The organism is Nocardia sp. NPDC050697, from assembly GCF_040654395.1.
Classification (GTDB): Bacteria; Actinomycetota; Actinomycetes; order Mycobacteriales; family Mycobacteriaceae; genus Nocardia.
In genome coordinates, this window is the sequence record NZ_JBFAHY010000003.1 from 291,934 (window position 1) to 315,680 (window position 23,747).

22 protein-coding genes are annotated in these 23,747 nt (G+C 72.4%); 4 read left to right on the forward strand and 18 right to left on the reverse strand.

Annotation, left to right across the window (positions count from 1 at the left end; translation table 11 throughout):
• Positions 1 to 47: 47 nt before the first annotated feature.
• Positions 48 to 971, reverse strand: a complete 924-nt coding sequence (locus AB0H71_RS12870) for a cation diffusion facilitator family transporter (protein ID WP_357019001.1) — start codon at positions 969 to 971, stop codon at positions 48 to 50.
• A 149-nt stretch (positions 972 to 1,120) separates the two neighbouring features.
• On the opposite strand from AB0H71_RS12870, the gene AB0H71_RS12875 reads away from it, so the two are divergent.
• Together AB0H71_RS12875 and AB0H71_RS12880 are read left to right on the forward strand one after the other, a co-directional pair.
• Positions 1,121 to 3,118 carry an ATP-binding cassette domain-containing protein gene (locus AB0H71_RS12875; RefSeq protein WP_357020351.1) on the forward strand — a complete coding sequence of 666 codons (1,998 nt, stop codon included), beginning with the start codon at positions 1,121 to 1,123 and terminating at the stop codon, positions 3,116 to 3,118.
• Entirely contained in the window at positions 3,115 to 3,852 is a 738-nt protein-coding gene (locus AB0H71_RS12880; protein WP_357019004.1) for an energy-coupling factor transporter transmembrane protein EcfT, read from the forward strand. The genes AB0H71_RS12875 and AB0H71_RS12880 overlap by 4 nt, the downstream gene beginning before the upstream one ends.
• Positions 3,853 to 3,857: 5 nt before the next feature.
• Here AB0H71_RS12880 and AB0H71_RS12885 read toward each other — a convergent pair whose 3' ends face one another.
• Both AB0H71_RS12885 and AB0H71_RS12890 read right to left on the reverse strand, forming a co-directional pair.
• Positions 3,858 to 4,598: an ESX secretion-associated protein EspG gene (locus AB0H71_RS12885; RefSeq protein WP_357019007.1), complete on the reverse strand. Its 741-nt coding sequence runs from the start codon at positions 4,596 to 4,598 to the stop codon at positions 3,858 to 3,860.
• Positions 4,598 to 5,995 (reverse strand): PPE domain-containing protein, encoded by a 1,398-nt coding sequence (locus tag AB0H71_RS12890; RefSeq protein WP_357019010.1) that lies wholly within the window; start codon positions 5,993 to 5,995, stop codon positions 4,598 to 4,600. Before AB0H71_RS12890 ends, AB0H71_RS12885 begins: the two co-directional genes overlap by 1 nt.
• Before the next feature lie 364 nt (positions 5,996 to 6,359).
• Between AB0H71_RS12890 and AB0H71_RS12895 the strand changes: the two genes are divergently transcribed.
• Positions 6,360 to 6,980 (forward strand): ammonium transporter, encoded by a 621-nt coding sequence (locus tag AB0H71_RS12895; protein ID WP_357019013.1) that lies wholly within the window; start codon positions 6,360 to 6,362, stop codon positions 6,978 to 6,980.
• Between the two features lie 59 nt (positions 6,981 to 7,039).
• On the opposite strand, the gene AB0H71_RS12900 is transcribed toward AB0H71_RS12895, so the two are convergent.
• Genes AB0H71_RS12900 through AB0H71_RS12920 form a run of 5 tightly spaced genes read right to left on the reverse strand, consistent with a single transcriptional unit; the run spans position 7,040 to position 11,577 of the window.
• The gene (locus AB0H71_RS12900) at positions 7,040 to 7,219 is read right to left on the reverse strand and encodes an antitoxin (protein ID WP_357019016.1); all 180 of its coding nucleotides are present in this window, start codon (positions 7,217 to 7,219) and stop codon (positions 7,040 to 7,042) included.
• Between the two features lie 57 nt (positions 7,220 to 7,276).
• Positions 7,277 to 9,481 carry an ATP-dependent DNA ligase gene (locus tag AB0H71_RS12905; RefSeq protein ID WP_357019019.1) on the reverse strand — a complete coding sequence of 735 codons (2,205 nt, stop codon included), beginning with the start codon at positions 9,479 to 9,481 and terminating at the stop codon, positions 7,277 to 7,279.
• Between the two features lie 13 nt (positions 9,482 to 9,494).
• Positions 9,495 to 9,704 carry an antitoxin gene (locus AB0H71_RS12910; RefSeq protein WP_357019022.1) on the reverse strand — a complete coding sequence of 70 codons (210 nt, stop codon included), beginning with the start codon at positions 9,702 to 9,704 and terminating at the stop codon, positions 9,495 to 9,497.
• The gene (locus AB0H71_RS12915) at positions 9,701 to 10,849 is read right to left on the reverse strand and encodes an MBL fold metallo-hydrolase (RefSeq protein ID WP_357019025.1); all 1,149 of its coding nucleotides are present in this window, start codon (positions 10,847 to 10,849) and stop codon (positions 9,701 to 9,703) included. The genes AB0H71_RS12910 and AB0H71_RS12915 overlap by 4 nt, the downstream gene beginning before the upstream one ends.
• A complete protein-coding gene (locus tag AB0H71_RS12920) occupies positions 10,849 to 11,577 on the reverse strand; it encodes an enoyl-CoA hydratase (RefSeq protein WP_357019028.1) in 729 nt (242 codons plus the stop codon). Before AB0H71_RS12920 ends, AB0H71_RS12915 begins: the two co-directional genes overlap by 1 nt.
• 116 nt (positions 11,578 to 11,693) lie before the next feature.
• Between AB0H71_RS12920 and AB0H71_RS12925 the strand changes: the two genes are divergently transcribed.
• Positions 11,694 to 12,779 carry an NAD(P)-binding domain-containing protein gene (locus AB0H71_RS12925; RefSeq protein WP_357019031.1) on the forward strand — a complete coding sequence of 362 codons (1,086 nt, stop codon included), beginning with the start codon at positions 11,694 to 11,696 and terminating at the stop codon, positions 12,777 to 12,779.
• On the opposite strand, the gene AB0H71_RS12930 is transcribed toward AB0H71_RS12925, so the two are convergent.
• From AB0H71_RS12930 to AB0H71_RS12975, 10 genes are read right to left on the reverse strand one after another with little or no spacing between them, the layout of a single operon-like run.
• Complete coding sequence (locus tag AB0H71_RS12930) at positions 12,776 to 13,315, reverse strand: hypothetical protein (protein WP_357019034.1); 540 nt, start codon at positions 13,313 to 13,315, stop codon at positions 12,776 to 12,778. The two genes, AB0H71_RS12925 and AB0H71_RS12930, sit on opposite strands and share 4 nt — an antisense overlap.
• Positions 13,312 to 14,100, reverse strand: coding sequence for a hypothetical protein (locus tag AB0H71_RS12935; RefSeq protein ID WP_357019036.1), 789 nt, complete (start codon positions 14,098 to 14,100; stop codon positions 13,312 to 13,314). Before AB0H71_RS12935 ends, AB0H71_RS12930 begins: the two co-directional genes overlap by 4 nt.
• A gap of 14 nt (positions 14,101 to 14,114) precedes the next feature.
• Complete coding sequence (locus AB0H71_RS12940) at positions 14,115 to 14,447, reverse strand: type VII secretion target (protein WP_357019039.1); 333 nt, start codon at positions 14,445 to 14,447, stop codon at positions 14,115 to 14,117.
• Positions 14,447 to 15,220, reverse strand: coding sequence for a hypothetical protein (locus AB0H71_RS12945; protein ID WP_357019042.1), 774 nt, complete (start codon positions 15,218 to 15,220; stop codon positions 14,447 to 14,449). Before AB0H71_RS12945 ends, AB0H71_RS12940 begins: the two co-directional genes overlap by 1 nt.
• A 53-nt stretch (positions 15,221 to 15,273) precedes the next feature.
• Entirely contained in the window at positions 15,274 to 16,128 is an 855-nt protein-coding gene (locus AB0H71_RS12950; protein WP_357019044.1) for an aldo/keto reductase, read from the reverse strand.
• A 32-nt stretch (positions 16,129 to 16,160) separates the two neighbouring features.
• A complete protein-coding gene (locus AB0H71_RS12955) occupies positions 16,161 to 17,876 on the reverse strand; it encodes a carboxyl transferase domain-containing protein (protein ID WP_357019047.1) in 1,716 nt (571 codons plus the stop codon).
• 10 nt (positions 17,877 to 17,886) lie between these two features.
• Positions 17,887 to 18,489, reverse strand: a complete 603-nt coding sequence (locus AB0H71_RS12960; RefSeq protein ID WP_174552782.1) for an ATP/GTP-binding protein — start codon at positions 18,487 to 18,489, stop codon at positions 17,887 to 17,889.
• A complete protein-coding gene (locus AB0H71_RS12965) occupies positions 18,470 to 18,844 on the reverse strand; it encodes a DUF742 domain-containing protein (protein WP_067647090.1) in 375 nt (124 codons plus the stop codon). The genes AB0H71_RS12960 and AB0H71_RS12965 overlap by 20 nt, the downstream gene beginning before the upstream one ends.
• A 7-nt stretch (positions 18,845 to 18,851) precedes the next feature.
• The gene (locus AB0H71_RS12970) at positions 18,852 to 19,265 is read right to left on the reverse strand and encodes a roadblock/LC7 domain-containing protein (RefSeq protein ID WP_011207200.1); all 414 of its coding nucleotides are present in this window, start codon (positions 19,263 to 19,265) and stop codon (positions 18,852 to 18,854) included.
• The gene (locus tag AB0H71_RS12975; RefSeq protein WP_357019050.1) at positions 19,262 to 23,542 is read right to left on the reverse strand and encodes an ATP-binding protein; all 4,281 of its coding nucleotides are present in this window, start codon (positions 23,540 to 23,542) and stop codon (positions 19,262 to 19,264) included. The genes AB0H71_RS12970 and AB0H71_RS12975 overlap by 4 nt, the downstream gene beginning before the upstream one ends.
• Positions 23,543 to 23,747: the final 205 nt, after the last annotated feature.

Here is a 23,747-nt window from a genome sequence, read left to right on the forward strand (position 1 = left end):
ATGTCCGGGTGGGGCCGCTCAGGTGCGCCGGATGGCCGGATCGGTGCTCACCAGGAGAGCTCGGAGCACCGCTTGGCGCTGTCGGTGCTCTCCACCTGCAGCGTGGCGTGCTCGATCCGGAAGCGTTCGGCGAGCACGTGCTGCGCGGCCCGCAGCACTTCGTCGCCGGAGTAGCCCGCGGTGGTCGTGATGTGCGCGGAGGCGACCTCCATGCCCGAGGTGAGCGTCCAGACGTGCAGGTCGTGCACGTCGGCCACGCCATCCAGCCCGCCGAGCGCGGCGGCGACCTCGGCCACGTCCAGCTCCTCCGGGCTGTGCTGGAAGAGGATCCGCAGCGACCGCTTGGCCAGCAGGTACGTCCGGGGCAGCACCCAGAGCCCGATGGCGACGCCGACGATCATGTCCGCGTACAGCCAGCCGGTGGTGAGCGTGACGATCGCCGAGATCAGCACCCCGACCGAGCCGAGCAGGTCGGCCAGCACCTCCAGGTAGGCGCCGCGCACCGCCAGGCTCTCCTCCGCGCCCGAGCGCAGCAGCAGGAAGGCGGCGATATTGGCGACCAGGCCGATCAACCCGACGATCAGCACCGGCACCGCGGGCACCGCCGGCGGCTCGCCGAGCCGCGAGATCGCCTCGTAGAGTACGTAACCCGCGACGCCGAAGAGCAGCAGCGCATTGGTCAGCGAGGCGAAGACCTCGGCCCGGTAGTAGCCGAAGGTGCGGGTGAAGGTCGGCCTGCTGCGCTTGGCGAAGAGGATCGCGGTGAGCGCCATGCCGATTCCGAGCACGTCGGTGAGGACGTGCGCGGCGTCGGAGAGCAGCGCCAGCGAGCCGGTGGCGATCGCGACGGCGCCCTCGGCCAGCATGACCGCGACCCCGATGCCGAGTGCGAGCGCCAGCCGCACCACGTACTTCGCGGAGGCGCTCTCCGCGTGTGCGAGCCCTGGTCCGTGTGCGTGATCGTGTCCCACCGGTCCAAAATATGCGTACATGCGCATGGATGCAAGACCTACGTGGCTGGCAGACTTGTCCCGTGACCGAACTGTCCCCGAGCGCCACCGCCGCGGCGCACGGCCCGCTGCGCCCCATCGAGCTGGCCACGGGGGCGGTACTCGGCGGCATGACGGTCGGGCTGATCACGGTCGGCGCGGTGGTGCCGTTCGCGGCCGCGCTGCAGATGGTGGCCGCGGTGCCGCTCGGCATGATCGCGCACCGCTACCGGCTGCGCGCGCTCGCCACCGCCTCGGTGGCCAGCGCGCTGGTGACCTTCGTCGCGGCCGGTGTCGCGCCCGCCGTCGGGCTGGCGGCGACGGCGACGCTCGGCGGCATCATCGGCATCGTGAAGCGGCGGGGCGGCGGGCTCGTTACCGTGCTCGGCCTCGCCACGGTGACCGGGGTGGTCTGGGCGGCGCTCTCGGTCGGGATGCTCTTCCTCTTCGCGCCGCTGCGCGACCTCTTCTTCGACACCATCCGCAACACCAGCCGCGGGCTGGAGAACCTCACCGCCCGGCAGCCCTGGTCCGAGGCGGTCGGCCGGTGGCTCGCCGAGGCCACCGACCTGGTGCTGCGCTGGTGGTGGCTGTTCATCGGGTTCAGCGTGCTCTCCGGCATGCTGGCCGCCGCCGCGCTCTCCTGGTACGTGCTCGGCGCGGTGCTGGACCGGCTGGCCTGGCTGCCGAGCCGGGACCGGCTGGACGCGCCGCCGGACGACCGGCCGATCGCGCCGCTGCCGGTCACGCTGCACGGCGTCGCCTACCGCTACCCCGGCGCCGCCGCCGACGCGCTGCACGGCATCGATCTCACCGTGGCGGAGGGCGAGTTCGTCGCCGTCGTCGGCCACAACGGCTCCGGGAAATCCACGCTGACCAGGCTGCTCGCGGGCAGGCCGCCGACGGCGGGCGCGGTCTCCCGGCCCGGCTCGGCCGGGCTCGGGCACCTCGGCGGCACCGCGCTGGTGCTGCAGCGGCCGGAGAGCCAGACGCTCGGCGTGCTGGTCGCCGACGACGTGGTCTGGGGGCTCTCGGCCGAGCGCGCCGCCGAGATCGACGTGGCGGCGCTGCTCACCGAGGTCGGGCTGGCCGGGTTCGGCGAGCGGGAGACCGCGGCGCTCTCCGGCGGCCAGCAGCAGCGGCTCGCGGTGGCGGCGGCGCTGGCCAGGCGGCCCGCGCTGCTCATCGCCGACGAGGCCACCTCGATGATCGACCCGCAGGGCAGGCGCGAACTGGTCGCGCTGCTCGGCGGGCTGCCGAAGCGGCACCCGATGGCCGTCGTGCTGGTGACCCACCACGAGGCCGACGCCGCGGCCGCCGACCGGGTGGTGCACCTGGCGAACGGCCGCACCGTCGAGCACCTGCCCAGCTGGCGCCGCCCCGCCGACGACCGGCGCAGCGCCCCCATGGGCCCGCCGGTGCTGGAGCTGCGCGACGTGCGGCACACCTACAACCGCGGCACCCCGTGGGAGGCGCCCGCGCTGCACGGCATCGACCTCACCGTGCGCCGCGGCGAGGCGCTGCTCATCGTGGGCGGGAACGGCTCCGGCAAGTCGACGCTGGCCTGGATCATGGCCGGGCTGGTCGAGCCGAGCGCGGGCCGCTGCGACCTCGCGGGCAAGCCGGTGAGCGGGCAGATCGGGCGGGTGGCGCTGGCCTTCCAGCACTCCCGGTTGCAGCTGCAGCGGCAGCGGGTCGGCGAGGAGATCGCGGACTGGGGTGGCCGGGCCACCGGCTCCGGCGCGGTGGGGCGGGCGCTGGACGCGGTCGGGCTGGACCGGGCCATGGCCGCGCGCTCGATCGAGGAGCTCAGCGGCGGGCAGGCCAAGCGGGTGGTGCTGGCGGCCATCGTGGCGAGCGGGCCGCAGGTGGTGGTGCTGGACGAGCCGCTCGCCGGGCTGGATCCGCAGGGGCGCGCGGATATCGTCGAGCTGCTGGCCCGGCTGCGGGACGGCGGGCACACGCTCATCGTCATCTCGCACGATGTGGACGACATGGCCGCCGTCTGCGACCGCACCGTGCACCTGGAGCAGGGGCGCATCCCGGAGACGGCGCACGACCCGGTGCCCGCGCCGGCGCCGCGGCTGCGGCCGGGCACCGCGCTCGGCCTGGACGGAGGGCAGCGATGAGCCTGGTGCTCTTCCGCCGGGTGCCGGGCGACAGCCCGGTGCACCGGCTCTGGGCCGGGACCAAGATGATCGCGGCGTTCCTGATCAGCCTGCTGCTCATGGTGCTGCCGTCCTGGCCGGTGCTCGGCGCGCTCGTGGTGTTCCTCGTGGTGATCGGGGCGGTCGCGCGGCTGCCGCTGCGCACGCTGCCGCGGCTGCCGTGGTGGTTCTGGGCGCTGGTGCTGGCCGGGGCGCTGCTCAACCTGCCGATCGGCGCGAGCGCGGTGCTGCGCTACCTGCAGATCTTCGCCTTCGGGGTGATCCTGGTCGCGGCGTCGTTCCTGATCGCCTGGACCACGCCCATGGGCGAGATCGCGCCCGCGCTGGCCAAGCTCGGCAAGCCGCTGCGCCGGCTGCGGATGCCGGTGGACGAGTGGGCGGTGGTGGTCGCGCTCACGCTGCGCAGCCTGCCGCTGCTGCTGGAGGAGATCCGGGTGTTGCGCGCGGCGCGCCGGCTGCGGCCACGCACCGGGGTGGTGCCGCGGGCCGATGACAATCCGCTGGTCGACATCCTGACCGCCGCCATGGCGGTGGCGACGCGGCGGGCCGCCGAGCTCGGTGAGGCGATCACCGCGCGCGGGGGTACGGGCATGCTGACCGCGCATCCCAGCGCGCCAGGGCGGGCGGATGCCGTCGCCATCGCCATCGTCGTCGCGGTCTGCGCCGGGTCGGTCGGGCTGACGCTGGCGCTCTGAGCCGCTCAGCGGCGCAGTGGCTCGCGCGCCTTCTCCAGGGCCGCCTCGACCCGCGTGCCGAGCTCGGCGGCGAGCCGCTCCGGGGTACCGGGCACCGCCTCCACCACGTGCGTGCGGGTGACGAGGTAGCGCCCGTCCTCGCGGTCGACGACCTGGAGCACCTCGCCGCCCTCCTGCCACCCGTCCAGCGCGGGCCCGAGATCGACCCGGATCTCGGTGTAGCAGCGGTGCGGCCCCTCCAGCAGCCGGACCGCCCGGTCGCGCGGGCTCAGCGTGTGCGAGCGGCCGCGCAGGCCGTCCCCGTCCGGCCGCAGCTCCTCCGGGTGGGCCCGGAAGCCGGGGCCGGTGCCGGGCGGGCACTCCGGCAGCACCGCGAGCACCCGCCGCACCACGTGCGCGTGCGGCCGCAGCGCGAGCACCACCGAGCCGTCGGCCTCCTGGGTGGCGAGCGCGCCGAGATCGTTGTCGATCCCCGCGCTCAGGCGCAGCCGCCGCTCACCGGGCAGGTGCCCGAGCAGCTCGACCCGCACCAGCGGCTCCACCAGCGCGTGCAGCGCGCGGAACATGGTGTCGTCCGCCCGCAGCCGCTCGTAGAGCGCTCCCGCGGCGGCGGCCCGCTGCTGCTCGAACTCGAATTCGGTGGCGGCGGTGGTGGTCAGGGTGAGCGGGAAGGGCAGCCGGTCCCGGTCCATGGCCCGCCACGCCACGTGGAACTCCAGCGCGCTGAGCCGCCAGGCGTTCGGCATCAGTCGCCCCCGATCACCGGCGGCACCGCCCTCTGGTCCTGCGGCAGCAACTCCTCCTGCACCCGGCGCAGGTAGTCGGGCGCCTGGTGCTCCCCGTCGTCGTCGCCCTTGCCGCGGGCGCCGGACATCATGCCGGGCATGCCCGTCATGCCGGTGCGTCCGGCGGCGGTGCTCGCCGTGCGCGCTGCCGCCGCGGCGGCCGCCTGGTCGGGCATTCCGGTGCCGGGGATGCTGCGGCCGGGGGCGGGGGTCGCCGTCGGGGTGCCCGGTGAGCCGGGGCTGCCCGGGCCGGCCGGGGTGCCGGTCCGGGTCGGGTCTGTGGTGGTCGGGGTCGTGCTCGTAGGCACCGTGCTGGCGGGGACCGTCGAGTTCGGCGACTGGCTGGTCGGCTCGTCGTCCGTCGAGCTGTCGTCGGTCTCGGTCGAGGTGCCGTCGTCCGAGCTGTCGGTGCTGGTATCGGGCTCCTCGGCGGCCGAGGGATCTTCTCCGGGATCGGTGTCGGCAGGGGTGTCCTGCTGATCCGGGTCCCCGGTATCCGACGGGCTGCCCGGCGTGCCGGAGGACGGCGTCCCGGCACCGCTCGACGGCACCGATGGCGTCCCCCCACCGGACTGCTCCGGCACACCGGGCACCGCGGGCCCCGGAATCCGGGGCACATTGGTATCCGACTGCGTGGCGACCGGCTTGTAGACGGTGTCCATCACCTCGCGCGCCCGATTCTGCGCGTTCTCCGACCGCCCCTCGTACGCCATGGACATGGCCGCGCTGGCACTGGAGCCCACCACCGGAATGGCGCCGATGACCGCCGACGTGATCGACCCCGGCTGCTCCGGCGGATGCGGCATCTGCGCCACCACCTGGTTGAACCCGGAGTACGCCTCCTCCACCTTGTTCGCGACCAGCAGCGCCGCCTGCTCCAGGTCGCCGGTGTCGTTCACGTACTCCGTGACCTTCTGCTTGGCGCTCTCCGCCGCCAGCCCGGTCCACCCCTCGTTGACCTGCCCGAGAATGCCGGCCTGAAATGCCTTGGCCGCGGCGGCGGTATCCGCCGCCAGCTGCCGCCACGAGGCCACGCTCTCGTACATCTCCCCCGGCGAGATCGACTCCACGAACCGCATGATCTCCGCGTGCGACATGCCGAGGAAGTTCTCCAGCACCCCCGGCCCGAGCACCTGCGGCGCGAACTCGCCGGTGAAGCCCGAGCTCAGCCCCGCGTTCTCCGAGTAGATCCGCTCCCGCGACCGATTCCCCTCGTCCTGCGCCTCCCGCTGCGCGTCCGAGGTGTCCACGGTGGTGTCGAAGACCTGCCCGACCCGGCGGCCGAGCGCCTCGCCGACCCGGTCGTTCCCCGGCAGGTACTCCCCCACCCGCCCCATGAAGTCCGTGATTCGTACCATGATTCCCCCTCCAGTCACCGCCCCGGCGGTAGTCCCCTGGTGCCTCGCCCGACCGGTCCGTAAAACATATCGCGCCGTCCGTCGGCGCGCTGCCACCGACCGACACGCCGAGCGCACGGCAGACGGGCCGCTACCGGCACCCGGCGTGCGAACATAGCCCCGGCTCTGAGCCGGGAACCCTGCCTTGGGGGCGAAAACATACCCGATGAATCGGGGTGTCGAGAGCCGTAACCCGGGGTACGGTTGCGCTCAGGAGTAGCTGTTCACAAGCTTGATTCGTGGCTCGATTCCGCACTCCGGGGGGATAGGTATCCGTCGTGCGGTTGTGCGCGCCACTCATACGTGCCGAAGATGGGACCCTGGAATGATTCTGCGCAAAATCGCCGCGGTCGTCGTGCCGCTGCTCACCGTCGTCACGGTCGGAGCCGGCGTCGCCTACGCCGACACCCCGACACCGGACGTCGGGTACGAGGTGAAGATGGTGGACGGGAAGGTCGTCACCGCGCTGACGAACGGCACCTTCGCGGTCACCGGTGAGAACGTCGAGGTCAAGGATGCGACCGGCGCGGTGCTGGTCTCGCTGCCGCTGGCGATCCGGCAGGGCGGCACGGAGTACCCGCTGCCGCACGCGGTGCGCGAGGACGACCGGGTGCTCGAGCTGACCCCGGTGAAGAACGAGGCGGCGGCGCGGCCGGCGCAGGCGATGCCGGTGGCTTCTCCCATTGAGAACCTGCGTGCGCAGGACGCCTTCCTCACGCAGTTCGGCCTCGCCACCGCCATCGGCGGCTTCATCGGCACCGCGATCGGCGCGCTGATCGGACTCATCGCCGGTCCCGGCGGCATCGCGACGGTGCCGCTGGGCGCCGCAATCGGCGGCATCATCGGCACCATCGTCGCGGGCGGCCCGGCGCTGGTCATGGCGGGCATCGAGCTCATCAACACGCTGAACGCCCCGCCCGGCACCACCCAGTGGGCCACCAAGTAGCACCCGGAGCACGACGGAGCCCGGACCTCGGAAGGGGTGCCGGGCTCCGGCCGCTCCGCTCAATGCTCCTTGCGCACAGCCTTCTTCGCCGCATCCTGCGCCGAATCCACCTTGTCGGCGTACTTCCCGCCGGTCCTGTCGTCCACGAGGTCACCGGCCTTGTCGATGACGTCGTCGACCTTGTCGGCGTTCTGCCGGGCGAGATCCAGCGCCCGGTCGGCCAGGTTCTTGAAATCCATCGTCCGCTCCTCGCGTCGAGACAACCGTGGTCGACAGCGTACCGAGAGCAACCCGGTTCAGTCGGCGCCGAGCCAGGCCGGGTGCCAGAGCCTGCCCGCCTCGGTCCAGTTCATGAAGCGGACGGTGCCGCCGATCTCCGGCTCCACCCACACCGCCTCCCTGCGCTCGTCCGCGGTCAGCGGATTGTCGAACGGCGGCGTGCGGCGCTCCCGCCCGCTCAGCCGTTCGGCCAGGTCGGCCAGGTCGCTCTCGTCGAAGCCGGTGCCGACCCGGCCCGCGTAGTAGAGCCCGCCGTCGTGCGGGATGCCGACCAGCAGCGATTTGAAGCTCCGTGCCTCGCTGCGCCGCCAGCCGCCGATCACCACCCGCTGGGTGCGCCAGTTGCGCTGCTTCACCCAGGCGTGGCCGCGTTTGCCGGGCAGATACACGGAGTCGCCGCGCTTGGCCACCACCCCCTCGAACCCCCGTTCCCTGCTGTGCTCGACGGCGGCGGCACCGGGGCCGTCGAGCAGCGGCGGCACCCGCAGCCCGGGCACGGTCTCGGCGAGTGCCTCCAGCACCCGGCGCCGGTCGGTCCAGCGTTTGCGGAGCAGCGAGGTGCCGTCCAGGAAGAGCAGGTCGAAGGCGACGAAGACCGCCGAGCCCGGATCCGCCTGCATGAGCGCGAGATTGGCGATGCCGTGCTCGTCGAAGACCACCGCCTCGCCGTCCAGCACCACCCGGTGCCCGGCGAGTTCGCCTGCCAGCGCGGCGATTCGGGGGTAGCGGTCGTTCACCGTGCTGCCGCGCCTGCTGCGCAGCGTGATCCGCTCGCCGTCGAACTCCAGGACGATCCGGAAGCCGTCCCACTTGGTCTCGAAATGCCAGTCGCCGCCGTCGATCTCGCCGACCTCGCCGGGGGTGGCGAGCATCGGCGCGAGGCCGCGCGGCAGCTCGGCGGCGGCGGGCTGCTCGCGCATGAGGTGCATGAGCCACTGGTTGCCCCTGGTCCTGATCAGCGCGTAGCGGCCGGTCAGCCGCTCGCCGCGGAAGCGCACGATGACCTCGTCGTCGCGCCACTTCTCGGTCTCGTAGGTGCCGGAGTCCCAGATGGTCATCTCGCCGCCGCCGTACTCGCCCTTCGGGATGGTGCCGTGGAAGGTCAGGTACTCCAGCGGGTGGTCCTCGGTGTGCACGGCGAGCCGGTTCTGCGCCGTGGAGGTGGGCGGCCCCTTGGGCACCGCCCAGGAGACCAGCACGCCGTCGCGCTCCAGCCGGACGTCCCAGTGCAGCCTGCGGGCGTGGTGCTCCTGCACCACGTAGCGGTTGCCGGGGCCGGGCGCGGGGCGCGCGGCGGGCACCGGCTCGGGGGTGCGGGCCGGGTCGCGCATCGAGCGGTACCTGGCGAGCGCGTCGGGGCCGAGTTCGTCCAGGCCGTCGAGCAGGTCGCCGTCGGCGCGGTAGCGGGCGAGGACCTCGTCGAAGCGCAGGTGCCGCAGGGTCGCGCCGTCCTCGATCTCGGCCCAGGTGCGGGGTGCCGCGGCATTCGGCTCGGCGCGGCCGCGCAGCGAGTAGGGGGCGATGGTGGTCTTGGCGGCGTTGTTCTGGCTCCAGTCCAGGAAGACCTTGCCCGGCCGGGCCGCCTTGGCCATGGTGGCGGTCACCAGGTCGGGGTGCAGCCGCTCCAGATTGGTGGCGACCTCCCTGGCGACGGTGGAGGCGCCCGCCGAGCCGACCGGACGATCCAGCGGCACGTAGAGGTGGATCCCCTTGCTCCCGCTGGTCACCGGGTAGCCGCGCAGCCCGATGTCCTCGATCAGCTCGCGCACCAGGCAGGCCACCCGCGCGCACTCGGCGAGCCCGGCGCCCGGGCCGGGATCGAGGTCGAAGACCAGCCGGGTCGCCGGCCCGCGCTCGTCGCCGTCGAACCGCCACTGCGGGACGTGCACCTCCAGCGACGCCTGCTGGCCGAGCCAGGCCAGCCCCGCCTCGGAATCGACCAGCGGGTAGGTGACCGAGCGGTCGGAGTGCCTCAGGGTGCGGCGATCCAGCCACGCGGGGGCGTGCGCGGCCAGGTTCTTCTCGAAGAAGGAGGGGCTGCCGACGCCGTTCGGCCAGCGCTTCCTGGTGACCGGGCGGCCGGCGATGTGCGGGAGCATCGCCGGCGCCACGGCCGCGTAGTAGGCGATGACCTCGCCCTTGGTGGTACCGGTCTCCGGATAGAGCACCTTGTCCAGGTTGCTCAGCTCGACCGCGACGCCACCGAAATCCCGGCGGACCACCTTCGAGGTAAGGTCAGGGCCGGTGGCCGCCGGGCTGCTCCGGCGGGACCACCTTCTTGGCGGCCTCCTTGCCCTTGGCGATCTGGTTGCTGTACTTGCCCTTGGTCTTGTTGTCGACGAAGTCACCGGCCTTGTCGACGGCCTGGTTGATCTTGCCGGAATTCTTCGCCGCCGCGTCCTTGCCCTTGCTGACGAGGCCCTTGAGATTGTCCGCGAAACTCATCGCTGCTCCTCCGGTCGGATGCCTGACTTATCCACATTCTCCCACCACGCATCCAGCGCCGCCGGGGTTGCGAGATCGAGCCGCTGACCGGGGCGTGGGATGGCGATCGGGGTGCCCGCCTGCTCAGCGGCGGCTATCAGCCGGCGAACCGGCTCGGACCAGGGGTGGAACGCCAGGTTGAAGGTGGCCCAGTGGATCGGGACCAGCAGCCCGTGCCCGGCGTCGCCGCGGTTGAGGTCGGCGTGCGCGTGCACCGCCTCCTCGGGGTTCATGTGGATGTCCCGCCAGCGCACGTCGTAGGCGCCGACCGGGAGCAGGGTGAGGTCGTACGGGCCGGTGGCCGCGCCCGCCTGCGCGAAGGCCGCGGTGTAGCCGGTGTCGCCGCCGAAGTAGACCCGGCGGGACGGCCCGACGATCGACCACGAGGCCCACAGCGTGGTGTTGCGCACCAGCCCGCGGCCGGAGAAGTGCCTGGCCTCGGTGCAGGTCAGGGTGAGGCCACCGGAGAGCGTGACCGAGCCGCCCCAGTCCAGCTCGACGATGCGGTGCTCCGGCACGCCCCAGCGCCGCAGGTGCGCGCCGATGCCGAGCGGCACCACGAACGGCGCGACCTGGGTGCGGACCAGGCCGAGCACGGTCGGCTTGTCCAGGTGGTCGTAGTGGTCGTGCGAGATGATCACCGCGTCCAGCGCGGGCAGCGCGTCCAGCGCACCGGGCACCGGGTGCAGCCGGGCCGGGCCGACCAGCTCCGACGGCGAGACCCGGTTGCTCCAGACCGGGTCGGCGAGTACCCGGTAGCCGTCCACCTCGACCAGCGCGGTGGCGTGGCCGTACCAGGTGACGGCGAGCTCGGCGGCGTCCCGTGGCAGCTCCGGCTCGACCAGCGGAACCCGGCCGCGCGGCCGCCCCGCCCCGCGGTCGGTGAGCGCGGAGACCAGCAGCGAGCCGCCGTCCTGCGGGTCGATGGCCGAGCTGGGCTCGGTGTTGTGGAAGCGGCGGTCCCGGTAGCCGATGGCGCCGGTGGCGATGGGCTGGATGGCGGTGGCGCCGGCGCCGAGCGCCGACGGCAGCCCCCATGCAGCCCGGACCACCCAGGTCAGCCCGGCGGCGGCGAGCCCGAAGGCGGCGGCGGTACGGATCTTCATCAGCGTCCCACGAATCTCGGGGCGCGCTTCTGCTCGCGCGCCAGTCGGGCCTCGGCGGCGTCCTCGCTGCTCCACGCGGCGGCGAGCGCGGCGCGCTGCTGCGCGTTCTCCGGCTGCCTGGTGCCGTCGTCGTTGAGCACCAGCTTGAGGTGCCGGAGCGAGAGCGGCGCGAGCTCGGCGATGGACTTCGCCCAGGTGTGCGCGTCGGCGACGGTGCCGAGCTTGTTGGCGAAGCCGAAGGTGTAGGCGTCGGCGGCGGTGATCTGCTCGGCGCCGAGCAGCACGGTGCGGGCCGGGCCGCCGCCGATCAGCGAGGCCAGCCGGTGCACGGTCCACCGGTCGACGCTGACGCCGAGCCGGGCGGCCGGGATGGCGATGTATGCCTCGGGGTCGACCACCCGCAGGTCGGAGGCGAGCGCCAGCTGCACCCCGGCGCCGTAGGCGGCGCCGTGGATGGCGCTGATCACCGGCACCGGCGCGGCCTCGATGGTGTGCAGCATGGCCAGCAGCTCGTCCAGGAAGTTCTCCGCGTAGATGCCGGAGAGGTCGGCGCCCGCGCTGAAGACCTTGCCGCGGCCGGAGATGACGATGGCGCGCGCGTCGTCGGCGACCGCCGCGAGCACCGCCTCGCGCAGCGCGATCACCAATTCGGTATTGAGCGCGTTCCGGCGATCCTCGCGCTGTAGTTCGATGCCGACGACGTCACCGTCGCGGTTCACTCCGAGCATGCGTCCTCCCCGGCTGATTCCGGCCACTCTCTGCTGCCCCAACTCTGCCACAGCAATCACCGGCCACCCCGGCACGCGAGCCGGATCACGCCGCGTCGCCGATTAGCATCGCTGCCGTGCCGACCGACTACGACATCCTGGTGCTCGGCGCCGGCCAGGCCGGGCTCTCCGCGGCCTACCACCTGCGCCGCCGCGGGCTGCGGCCGGAGCACGACTTCCTGGTGCTCGACCGCGCGCCCGGTCCCGGCGGCGCCTGGCAGTTCCGCTGGCCGACGCTCACGCTGAGCACCGTGAACCGGGTGCACGACCTGCCCGGCATGGAGTTCGCCGAGACGCTGCCGCCCGGCTCCGCCAGCGCACCCGCCGCCACCGCCGTCCCCCGCTACTACGAGCGCTACGAGCACCGCTTCGACCTGCGGGTGCGCCGCCCGGTCACGGTCTCGGTGGTCTGCGACCGCGCGCCCGAGCTCGCCGTGGAGACCGACACCGCGGGCACGCTGCGGGTACGCGGGCTGATGAACGCCACCGGCACCTGGGAGCACCCGTTCGTGCCGCACTACCCCGGCGCCGCCACCTTCCGGGGCAGGCAGCTGCACACGCACGACTACCGCACCCCGGACGAGTTCGCCGGGCAGCACGTGGTGGTGGTCGGCGCGGGCATCTCCGCCGTGCAGCTGCTGGACGAGATCTCGACGGTCACCACGACCACCTGGGTCTCCCGCACCGCGCCGCGCTTCCGGGAGACGCCGTTCACCGCCGAGGACGGCCGCGCCGCCGTCGCCAGGGTCGAGGACCGGGTGCGCCGCGGCCTCCCGCCCGGCTCGGTCGTCTCGGTGACCGGCCTGCCGCTCGACGACCGGCTGCGCGCCGCCCGCGCCCGCGGCGTACTCGACTGGCACCCCATGTTCAGCGCCATCGAGCCGGAGGGCGTGCGCTGGGCCGACGGCCGCACCCAGCGCGCCGACGTCATCCTCTGGGCCACCGGCTTCCGCAGCGCGCTCGACCACCTCGCCCCGCTGCGGCTGCGCGGGCCGGGCGGCGGCATCACCATGGACGGCCGGCTGGCCACCCGGGTCGCCGCCGACCCGCGCATCCACCTCATCGGTTACGGGCCGTCGGCGAGCACGGTCGGGGCGAACCGGGCCGGGCGCGCGGCCGCGGCCGAGCTGACGGAGTACCTGGGTATCGGCCGGAGGGGTTAGTTCATGGAGCGGATACTCCAGAGGGCGAACTCGGCCTGCCGGGACGGCGTGCCGTCCCAGGGGTGGGCCTGAAAGTCGCTGTCCCGCAGATAGTCCTGGTACCGGATCTTCGAGCCCTCCCAGTCGCCCCAGTTGGTGACGGCGAGCTCCGCGACGCGGGGAGCGAGGTCGAGTTTCTTCAGCAGGTGGGCGATGTCGGTAGCGACCGGGCGCAGGTCGTCGGGGCCCGACGAGGCGGGCACATCCAGATCGATCTGTACGACGATCATTCCCGGCTGCCGGACCAGGTCGGTGGTGTCGGCGGCGTAGAAGCAGGTCCCCGCCGGGAGTCTCATCGCCTTCATCGTCGCGTACAGCTGCTTCACATCCGCGTCCCTGGCCTCGGCGGGCTCGACATCGAGGCACTTCTCGGTCTCCGCGGCGGTGGACGAGGTGACCGTGCCGTCGGCCGTGGCGCTCGGGGGATCCGATGGGCTACAGCCGACCAGCACCGGAGACGCGGTGATCAGCGCGGCGAGCGCGATTTTCCCGATCATTCGTCGTCACCGTCCAGATGCCAGTCGTCGTCCCTGTTGTCGTACTCCTTGGTGTTCGGAGCCGGCCACTGAGTCGTACCGTCGGCCGCAGGCGGCAGTCCCTTGGGCGCCCGGATCATGTTCTCCAGTTCGTTCGAAGCGATCTGCACCTTGATCTGCACTTCCAAGAAATTGGTGATGAACTCGACGATCGCCTCGCCCGCGGCGACGATGGCGGCATTGAGATCATTGATCGTCCAGACCACCGCGGCCCCGGCGGTCTCGGCCGATTCCAGTGCGAATACCCCGATCTCCGAGATGATGGTGCCCATCTTGTCGATGAGCGCCTTGAAGAGGATCCGGCCCTCCTCCGCGATGATGAGCAGCTGCTCGTGCACATTTTCGCAGAGCTCCCGGATCGTCTCCATGGCCGCCGACTGGTAGCCCTTGGACTCCTTGTAGGACTTGTAGGCGCTTCCGTCCCAGTTGCCCTCGAGGTTGTAATCCTCTTTGTTCTGAACGCCGTACGCCGTGCCCACCGTCGCACCCACCAGTTGCCACTTGGACGCGTAATCCACGAAAAGCCAGGGTGCGAACATGCCCTCGGCGGCCTCCTGCAGCTTCGCGAGCGCCTCCTTCAGCTTTTCCTGGATCTCGTCCCGGAGGCCGGTCAGCGCGAAGTAGCTCGCCAGCGATACGGTGCGGACCCGATCGAACCCCTCGTTGAGCTTGGCGGGCATATCGTGCAGGTCGTCGAAATTCTCGGTGAAGTCGTCCCGGATCCGGCGCAGATTCTCCTCGGTCAACTCCGGAAATTTACTCACGACGGCCTGCTGTTCTCGCCCGACGGCACCCTGTTGAGGCCGTCCGCCTGCTCCGCCTCGGTGTTCGCGAAACTCGCGGCGGCGGCGTGCAGAGCGTTCCCGACCTGCTCCGCCGCCGGAACCGCTTCGTTGAGCCGGTCCTGAATGTACTTCGCCGCTTTGCTGTAGGAGCTCCAGGCGCCGATGAAGAGCGGGCCGAACTGCACCTGGGTGTATTTCAGTGCGTCGATGGACTTGGCCGCTCTCTGCAGTTCAGGAGCGACCTCCTGCAACCATGCCTGCGATACCTTCTCGAGTTCCGCGAGTTCGACGTGTAGCTCGTGTCCCATCAGTTGTCCTCCCCCAGCAAACGACGTTCGTGCAGATTCAGTCTGGCGACCAGCTCGCGATCCGATTCCCGAGCGAGGTACTCGTCGTAAACGAACTCCGGCTTCGACGCACGCAGCCGATCACAGCACTCGACGATGTCGTGCGCGATGTAGTCGGCGGGGACTCGCGCGGACCACAGCGGGTCGATGCTGATCGAAACGAGCCTCGACCGCGTACCGGTGACGACGATCGCGGGCTCACCGTGCTCGTTGCGGCCGGGGCCGTGGATGGTGTGCGCCTCCGGCAGGAACAACCGGGCGTACAACTCGCGGTACTCGGCATGCGTGCGCGTGCGCAGGAGCAGCGGTGTCGCGTCCCGCAGGGGCGGCACGGTCGCCGGCGGCACGGTACCGGACTCCGCCAGCCGGACAGCGGTGTCGAAGACCGCGTACCGGTACGCGTCCATGATGGAGTCGGCGTACCGGCCGGGAGCGAAGGCGTCCTTCCATGCCCTGCTCAGCCGGATCGCGACCGGCAGACGGTCGTTCCGCAGCTCCACGTCCACCAGCGACGATTTGGGAAACGGGTTCGACGGCGCCGGCTCCAGAGGAGGCGGCGCCGAGGGTGCCACCGGACGCACGACGGCGAGCGGCTCGTCGTCCCAGAACTCGTCCGGGTCGTCGTAATGGTTGTAGAACCCGCTCGCTGCCATCACAGCAGCCCGCACAGTATGGACACAGGTGTGAACCCCCCGGTTGTCGTGCGGCGACTCCCACAGCACCGCGACAAACACCCTCTCCACCACCCGGGCGAATGTCAACCCCGGTGATGGAGAGGGCGGGGGGATCAGTCCAGGCCGGCGGTGAGGGTTTCCGGGTCGCCGCCGATGCGGGCGTCGGCGTTCAGGCCGCTGATCGCCTCGACCTGCTCGGCGGTGAGCTCGAAGCCGAAGACGTCGAAGTTGGATTCGATGCGCTCCGGCGTCACCGACTTGGGGATGACGATATTGCCGAGCTGCAGGTGCCAGCGGATGACGACCTGGGCCGGGGTGCGCCCGAGCTGCCTGGCGATCGAGGTGATCACCGGGTCGTCCAGCACCTGGCCCTGGCCGAGCGGGCTCCACGCCTCGGTGGCGATGGCGTGCGACTGGTGGAACGAGCGCAGCGGCGCCTGGATGAACCGCGGGTGCAGCTCGACCTGGTTGACCGCGGGGATCTCGCCGGTCTCGGCGATGATCCGCTCCAGGTGCGCGGGGGTGAAGTTGGAGACGCCGATCGAGCGCACCCGGCCGTCGGCCTTGAGCGCCTGGAAGGCCTTGAAGGTGTCGACGTAGCGGTCGGCCTTCGGGACCGGCCAGTGCACGAGGTAGAGATCCAGGTACTCGAGGCCGAGCCGCTTCAGGCTCTCGTCGAAGGCGCGGAGGGTGGAGTCGTAGCCCTGCTCGGAGTTCCACAGCTTGGTGGTGACGTAGACCTCGTCGCGGGGGAGGCCGGATTCGCGGATGGCGCGGCCGGTGCCCTCCTCGTTGCCGTAGATGGCGGCGGTGTCGATGCTGCGGTAGCCCACCTCGAGCGCCTTGGTGACGACGGTCGCCGCCTCGTCCGCGGGTACCTGGAACACTCCGAAGCCGAGTTGCGGGATCACGTTCCCGTCGGGCAGGACGATCGTGGGGACAGCGCTCTTATCGCTTCGGAAAGTCACACAACCGACCGTAGGAAAGGTTCGGCGGGGCGTCAACGACGCTTTCCGGTGTGTTGGCCCACCTGGTCCGGCAGGCCGAGCGTGCGGTAGCGGCGGTACCTGGCCGCCGCGCGGCCGCCGTCGGGGTTCGCGGTGAGCGCGGCCAGCTCGTCGGCGATCGCCGCGACGGTCCGGCGGGCGAAGGCGACCGGCTCGGCGGCGGCGTCCGGCAGCTCGGGCACGATGCGGTCGACCACGCCGTCGGCGAGCAGGTCGGCGGCGCCGATGCGCTGGGCGGCGGCCAGCTCGGCGGCGTGCCCGGTGTCCCGGTGCACGATGGCGCTCGCGCCCTCCGGCGGGAGCGGGGCGAGCCAGGCGTGGGTGGCGGCGAGTACCCGGTCGGCGGGGAGCAGGGCGAGTGCGCCGCCGCCGGCGCCCTGGCCGAGCAGTACCGAGAGGGTCGGGGTCGGCAGGGTGACGAGGTCGGCGATGCAGCGGGCGATCTCCGGGGCCAGGCCGCGCTCCTCGGCCTCCTTCGAGAGCGCGGCGCCCGCGGTGTCGATGACGAGCACCAGCGGGAGGCCGAGCTCGCGGGCGAGCGCCATGCTGCGCCGCGCCTCACGCAGCGCGGCCGGGCCCATCGCCTCGTGCATCGGGGCCCGGCCCTGCTCGTCGCGGAACGCGGCCCGCGCGTCGGCGTCGCGAAGTGCAGCCGGGCCTGCCGCGTCGCGGGGCGTGGCGCGGGCGTCGCGGAGCACGGCCCGCGCATCGACGTCGCGAAGCGCGGCCCGGCTTTCCGCGTCGTGGAGCGCGGGATGCGCTGCCCCCTCGGGGCCGTAGCCGGCCCGGTCGTGGCCGAACACGATGCACGGACGCCCGCGGAAGCGGGCCAGCGCGTGCACCACCGTGCGGTCGTGCTCCCCCTGCCCGGTGCCGCTCAGCGGCACCCGATGCGTCACGTGGCGGAGCAGATCGCGCAGCCCGGGGCGATCCGGCTTGCGCGAGATGAGCACGGATTCCCAGGCCGGAGCGGCACTTTCGGCCGCGCCGAGTGAAGGGACGAACCGGTCGGCTCTACCGGCGGTCCCGTCGGGGACGACCACCCCGCTGAGCACGCTCAGCGCCCGGTAGGCGATCCGCCGGAACACCGTGAGCCCGACGACGCCGTCGATCACCCCGCGCCGGTACAGGTTCTCCGCCGTCTGCACCCCGTCCGGGAACGGCTCGCCGTACAGCGCCTCATAGACCCGGGGCCCGAGGAAGCCGATGAGCGCGCCCGGCTCGGCGAAGGTCATGTGCCCCAGCGAACCCCAGGAGGCGAAGACCCCGCCCATGGTCGGGTTGCGCAGGTAGACCAGGTAGGGGTGGCCCGCCGCCTTGTGCGCGGCCACCGCGCCCGCGATCTTCACCATCTGCACGAAGGCGACGGTGCCCTCCTGCATGCGGGTGCCGCCGGAGGTCGGCGAGGCGACCAGCGGCAGCCCGAACTCGGTGGCGCGCTCGATCGCCACCGTGATCCGCTCCGCCGCGGCGACCCCGATCGACCCGGCCAGGAAGCCGAACTCGCACGCGAGCACCGCGACCCGACGGCCCCGCAGCAGCCCTTCACCGGTGAGCACCGACTCGTCGGTGCCCGCTGCCGCGGCGGCCTTCGCCAGTTCCGTTCGGTACGAACGCGATTCGGCCACCGGCACCGGTGGCCGGTCCCAGCTCACGAAGGTACCCGGGTCGAGCAGCCGATCGATCAGTTCTCGTGCGGACGTGCCCACGCGGCTGCGCTCAGTAGCCCTGCATCACCTTGCGCAGCGCGTACTCGGTGAGCGAGACCAGCGCCTGCTTGGCCGGCTCCCGCCGTCGCGCGTCGATCGACATGATCGGCACGTCGGCGGGGACCGCGAGCGCCTGCCGGATGTCCTCCAGCGGGTACCGCGGCGCGTCGTCGAACTCGTTCAGCGCCACCAGGAACGGCAGGTTGCGCGCCTCGAAGTAGTCGACGGCGGCGAAGCTGTCCTCCAGCCTGCGGGTGTCGACCAGGACAACGGCGCCGATGGCGCCGCGGATCAGGTCGTCCCACATGAACCAGAAGCGGTACTGCCCCGGCGTGCCGAACAGGTAGAGGACCAGGTCGTCGGCGAGGCTGATCCGGCCGAAGTCCATGGCCACGGTGGTGGTGGACTTCATCGGGATGCCGGTCAGATTGTCGATTCCGGTGCTGGCATTGGTGACCAGCGCCTCGGTACGGAGCGGGACGATCTCCGAGACGGCGCCGACCATTGTGGTCTTGCCGACGCCGAACCCCCCCGCTACGACGATCTTCGCCGACGTCGGCTTGCTGGTGCGGGTGTCGACCTGCGCCGTCGAATCAAATACGCCGGAGTCCACTGAGAACCCTTTCGATCAGCTCGCGACGCTCATCGTCGCTGGAATCGTCTTTCAAAGTCGCCGAGACGCGGACATGGCCCGCTTCGATGAGGTCTGCCACGAGGACCCGGGCTACGCCGATCGGTATCCCGAGCCGCGCCGCGACCTCGGCGACGGACGGCGATTCTCTGCACAACTCCACGATGGACGTTTCGATGTTGGACAGTTCGAACTGCCGCTCCAGGGCGACCGGATGAGAAGCGACGAGCGCCTCCAACGCCAACTCGACCGCAGGCCTCGTGCGGCCCGCGGTCAGCGAGTACGGGCGAACGAGACTGGGCTCGGCGCCTCCCATGCGGTGATCGTCTATGTCCATCCCACCATCAGGAACCCATCGTGACGCGTGGGGTGGCCTGCACCGTCTGGCCCACACGCTCCACCAACAAGGCCATTTCGTATCCGACCTGGCCGATATCGCAGGACGTATTGGTCAGTACCGCGAGGTACGACCCGTCGCCCACAGCCATCAGCAGCAGGTAGCCGTGCTCCATCTCGACGACGGATTGCAGTACCGTACCGCCTTCGAACAGATTCGACACACCGACCGAGAGACTGGCCAGTCCTGCGGTCACCGCGGAGAGCTGTTCGGCCCGGTCGACGGGCAGTTGCGCACTCGCGGCCATGAGTAGGCCGTCAGCGGAGACCAGGACTGCGTGGGCAACGCCGGGAACCTCGTTGGCGAAGTTCGAAACCAGCCAATCCAGCTGACGGTTCGTACCACCTAGATCGGGGTTCATAGGTCTCCTTTATCTCCGGTTAGGTTCATTGCTCTCATGGCGCGGCCATCCCGGACGCCCTGCTGGTGACGACTCAAGCTGGACCTGATCGTTTCGGGGTCACGCGGCGGGGTCCGGTTCGCCGCGCCGCTCACGGCGCCGGGGACGAGTCGAACACCCGGATTGCGTTGCGGCAAGCCCGCGGCGGTCCGGTTCTCGGCCTGGGCCTCGCTGGCCCGGCGCGCGGCCAGCCAGCCCTCGTCGCCGGGCGACTCGAAGGCCGCGGCGACCTCGGACCGGTCCGGGTCGGGATCGGAGAGCCACGCCGACATCATCTCGGCGAAGATCGGCGAGCCGCCCGCCGCGGCGCCACCCTCGGGGGCGGGCTGCAGCCTGCTCTGGAAGAACGAGGCGGTGCGCTGCGGGTTGGCCCTGCTGTGCCGTCCGGTCTCCGCGCCGACCTCCGGCTGAGCCCCGGAGGCGGGGCCGGCCGGGGCGCGGCGCGGGAGCGCGATGCTCGGCGGGACCGGCTCGTGCGGGGCCACCATGGCGCCGGGGTTGCGGCGCGGGAGGCCGGGCGGGGTCTGGGCGCCCGGCTGCCGGGCGGGCAGGCCGTTCTCGCCGCGCTGGGGCAGGCCGGGGAGGCCGTTCTCGCCGCGCTGCGGGGCGCCCGCCTCGCCGCGCTGCGGGATGGAGCCGAGGTTGTCGCCGCGCTGCGGAAGACCGCTGTCGCGCTGCGGGAGGCCGTTCTCGCCCCGCTGGGGCAGACCGTTCTCCCCGCGCTGCGGAAGACCACCGTCGCGCTGCGGGAGACCGCCCTCACCGCGCTGGGGCAGACCGTTCTCGCCACGCTGCGGAAGACCGCCGTCGCGCTGCGGGAGACCGTTCTCGCCGCGCTGCGGCAAGCCGTTCTCGCCCCGCTGGGGCAGTCCTCCCTCGCGGGAGGGCAGGCCATTTTCGCCGCGCTGGGGCAAGCCGCCGTCGCGGGAAGGCAAGCCGTTCTCGCCGCGCTGGGGCAGGCCGCCGTCGCGCGGGGCGAGGCCGTTGTCCCCGCGCTGCGGAAGACCTCCTTCTCGGGACGGCAAGCCCCCCTCGCCGCGCTGCGGCAGACCGTTCTCGCCGCGCTGAGGAAGACCACCGTCACGCGACGGCAGACCGTTCTCGCCGCGCTGCGGCACACCGCCGTCGCGGGACGGCGAACCGTTCTCGCCGCGCTGCGGCAACCCGCCGTCACGCGAGGGCAGACCGCCTTCGCCCCGCTGCGGCAGGCCGTTCTCCCCGCGCTGGGGCAACCCGCCCTCGCGGGGCGGCAAACCGTTCTCACCGCGCTGCGGAAGGCCGGTGTCCCGGCCGACGAGCCCGTCCCGCTGCGGCAGCCCGCCCTCACGGCCGGGCACCCCGTTCTCACCGCGCTGCGGCAACCCACCGGGCGCATGCGGCGGCAGCCCGTTCTCCCGCGCGGGAGAACCGTCCCCGCGCTGCGGAAGCCCGGTCTCGCGCCCGGCGAGCGGCGAAACGCCGCGATCCCCGGCACCGGGCTGCCGCTGCGGCAACCCGGTCTCCCTGGACGCCAGCGGCACCTCACGCGAGGGCAGCGGTGTCTCCCGCGGCTCCCGCTGCGGCAGCCCGGAGGCGGGCTCGCGCGGCGGCTCGGCACCGGGACGGCGCTGCGGAATGGCTCCGGTTCCCGGATGCGAGATCCCGGGCGCGGGCCGCGGGGCGCCCGAGGCACCCGGCTGCCGCTGCGGCAGCCCGCCGGGACGCTCGGTCCGCGGCTCGGCGGGCGCACCCGCCAGGTTCATCGGCCCGGACGGCGGCGCCGCGTCACCGGGCCGCTCCCCGGCCGGAGCGCCATTGGCCCCCGGCTGGCGCTGCGGCAGCCCGCCACCGGGCGCGCCGTTGGCGCCGGGCTGCCGCTGCGGCAGCCCACCGGTCCCGTTCGGCGCGGGCGCGCGCGGCGGCGTACCGCCGGGTCCGGGCGGCGTGGCACCGGGCTGGCGGGGCGGCACGGCCCCGCCGACGGTGCGCTTGGGCAGGTTCGCCGCCGCCAGCTTGCCCAGCTGCGGCGTGTTCCCCGGCCCGGCGGCGGGCGCGGAGGCGGCGGCGGCCGCAGCCTCGGAGGCCGAGCGCAGGCTCGCCCCGCCCGGCTGCCCGCTCGCCTTGGCCATGGCATTGCCCGGCTGCCGCTGCGGCAGCCCGCCACCGGCGCCCGCCGCTGCGGGCGCGGGGCCGGAACCGGCGGAGATCGGCCCGCTGACCCCGGGATCAACGGTCACCATGACGTTTCCTCCCGTCGTCCGCTGGATCGACCGGGTCTGCATGGGCGCGGCCGGGGCGGCGGGCGCGGCCGGAGCCGCGGGCTGCGGCCGCTGCGGCTGGCCGGGCGATGGCACCACCGGCGCCGCCTTGGGCGCACCGGCCTGGCCGGAGACGATCAGCCCGACCGGAACGTGCACGGTCACGGTGACGCCGGGATCGCGCGCGGTGTCGAAGGTGGGGCGCAGCCGCACGGTGAGCCCGTGCCGCTCGGCCAGCCTGCCGACCACGAAGAGCCCCATGTGGCGGGCGGTGTCCGGCCCCGGCTCGGCGGTCTTCTCCAGCCTGCGGTTGATCTCGGCCATCTCCGGCGGCGGCATGCCGATGCCGCGGTCCGCGACCTCGATGAGCAACCCCTGGTCGTGCGCCTGCGCGAAGGTGAACTTGACGTCGGTCTCCGGCGGCGAGGCGCGCAGCGCGTTGTCGAGCAGCTCGGCGAAGAGGTGCGCGAGATCGGAGGCGGCGGGCTCCTTGAGCGAGCCGCGCGGGGTGGCGCCCAGCTTGACCCGCTCGTAATCCTCCACCTCGGAGATGGCGGCGCGCAGCACGTCGGCGATCTCGACCGGGGCCGACTTGGCCCTGCGCTGCTTGGTGCCTGCCAGGATGAGCAGGTTGTCGCCGTTGCGGCGCATGCGGGCGGCGAGGTGGTCGAGCCGGAAGAGGTTCTCCAGCAGCCGCGGGTCCTTCTCGTCGTACTCCATCGCCTCGATCAGGCTGAGCTGATGGTCGACGAGCGACTTGGAGCGCCGCGCCAGGGTCTCGAACATGTCGTTGACCTGCGAGCGCATCTGCGCCTGGTCGCTCGCGAGGCGCAGCGCCTGGCCGTGGATGTCGTCCACCGCGCGGGCCAGCTGGCCGATCTCCTCGGAGCTGCGGATCGGCATCGGCTCCAGCGGCACGTCCTCGGGGGCGGCGCCGGTGCGGAGCTGGGCGACCTCGTGCGGCAGGTCGCTCTCGGCGACCCGGAGCGCGGCCAGCCGCAGCCGGTGCAGCGGCACGATCATCGAGCGCGCGACGAAGACGGCGAGCAGCAGCGCGGCGAGGATGGTCGCGATCACGACGCCGGTGTAGGTGAAGGCGTCGCGGTTGGCCGTGGAGGCCAGGTTGTTCATCGCGGTGTCGATATCGCGGGTCGCCCGCGCGACCACCCGCTCGTAGACGTCGAGGCTGCCGGTGAGCGAGTTCTTCAGCTCGCCGATGGGCAGCTGGCCTGCGGTCGCGGCGGGGCCGGTGAGCAGCTCGGTGCGGGTGTCGATGCCCGCGCGCAGGTCGGCGATCGAGGTGTCGCCCGCGGGGAAGCGGTTGGCGAGCACGTTCAGCAGCTGCCGCTCGGCGGCCGCGCCGGTGAGGAAGGACTGCACCCCCGCTTCCCGGTCGCGCAGCACCTCGGCGAAGCCGGCCAGCTCGGAGACCAGGGTGGCGCGGGTGTTCAGCGAGTCGACCAGCCGCAGCTTGGCCTGGTCCACGCCGGGATCGCTGACCTGGCCGACGGCCGATTCCACGATCCGGATGCTGTTGTTGCGGACCCGGTCGATGACGCCGAGGCCGTCCGAGTACTGCAGCGTCGGGGACTTGCCCTGGGTGTGCACGGCCTTGGCGTCGTTGATCATGCTGTCCAGCGCGGCGCGCGCGCCCGCGACGCCGTCCAGGCTGCCCGCGGCGCCCTCGGCCTCGCCGATCGCCTTCTGCAGGTCGGCCAGGTTCTGGTCGGTGACCACCGACGAGCCGGGCATGAGCGAGACCATCTGGGAACCGACGACGGTCGCGGTGTTGGCGCTCAGGCCGGTGACGGCCGGAATCGCGGTGACGTTCTCGGCGACCTGGGCGAGCCGGTTGGCCTCCGTGAACTCCGAGGTGATCCTCGAAACGCCGAGCCCGACCGCGACCGCGAGCGGCACGGCGAGCACGGCCGTGACCTTCCAGCGCAGGTCCCAGTTGCCGAGCGCCCAGCGCTTCCTGCCGGACCTAGCGGCGTCACGCATCTCCCACTCACTTTCCAAACTGGCCTCCGCCACGCACCATCAGCGAACCTCCACAATCGCGTGCTTGGCTCGACAAGTGGAGCTGGCCGAGAGGTGCGGCTGGCCGAGAAATTGCGTCTGCGACGGCCCAAACAAGTGACATCGGATTCTAACGGATCAATAACGTCTCGGGTGACGCCGTCTCCGGGTCGCGGTTCGGAATCGC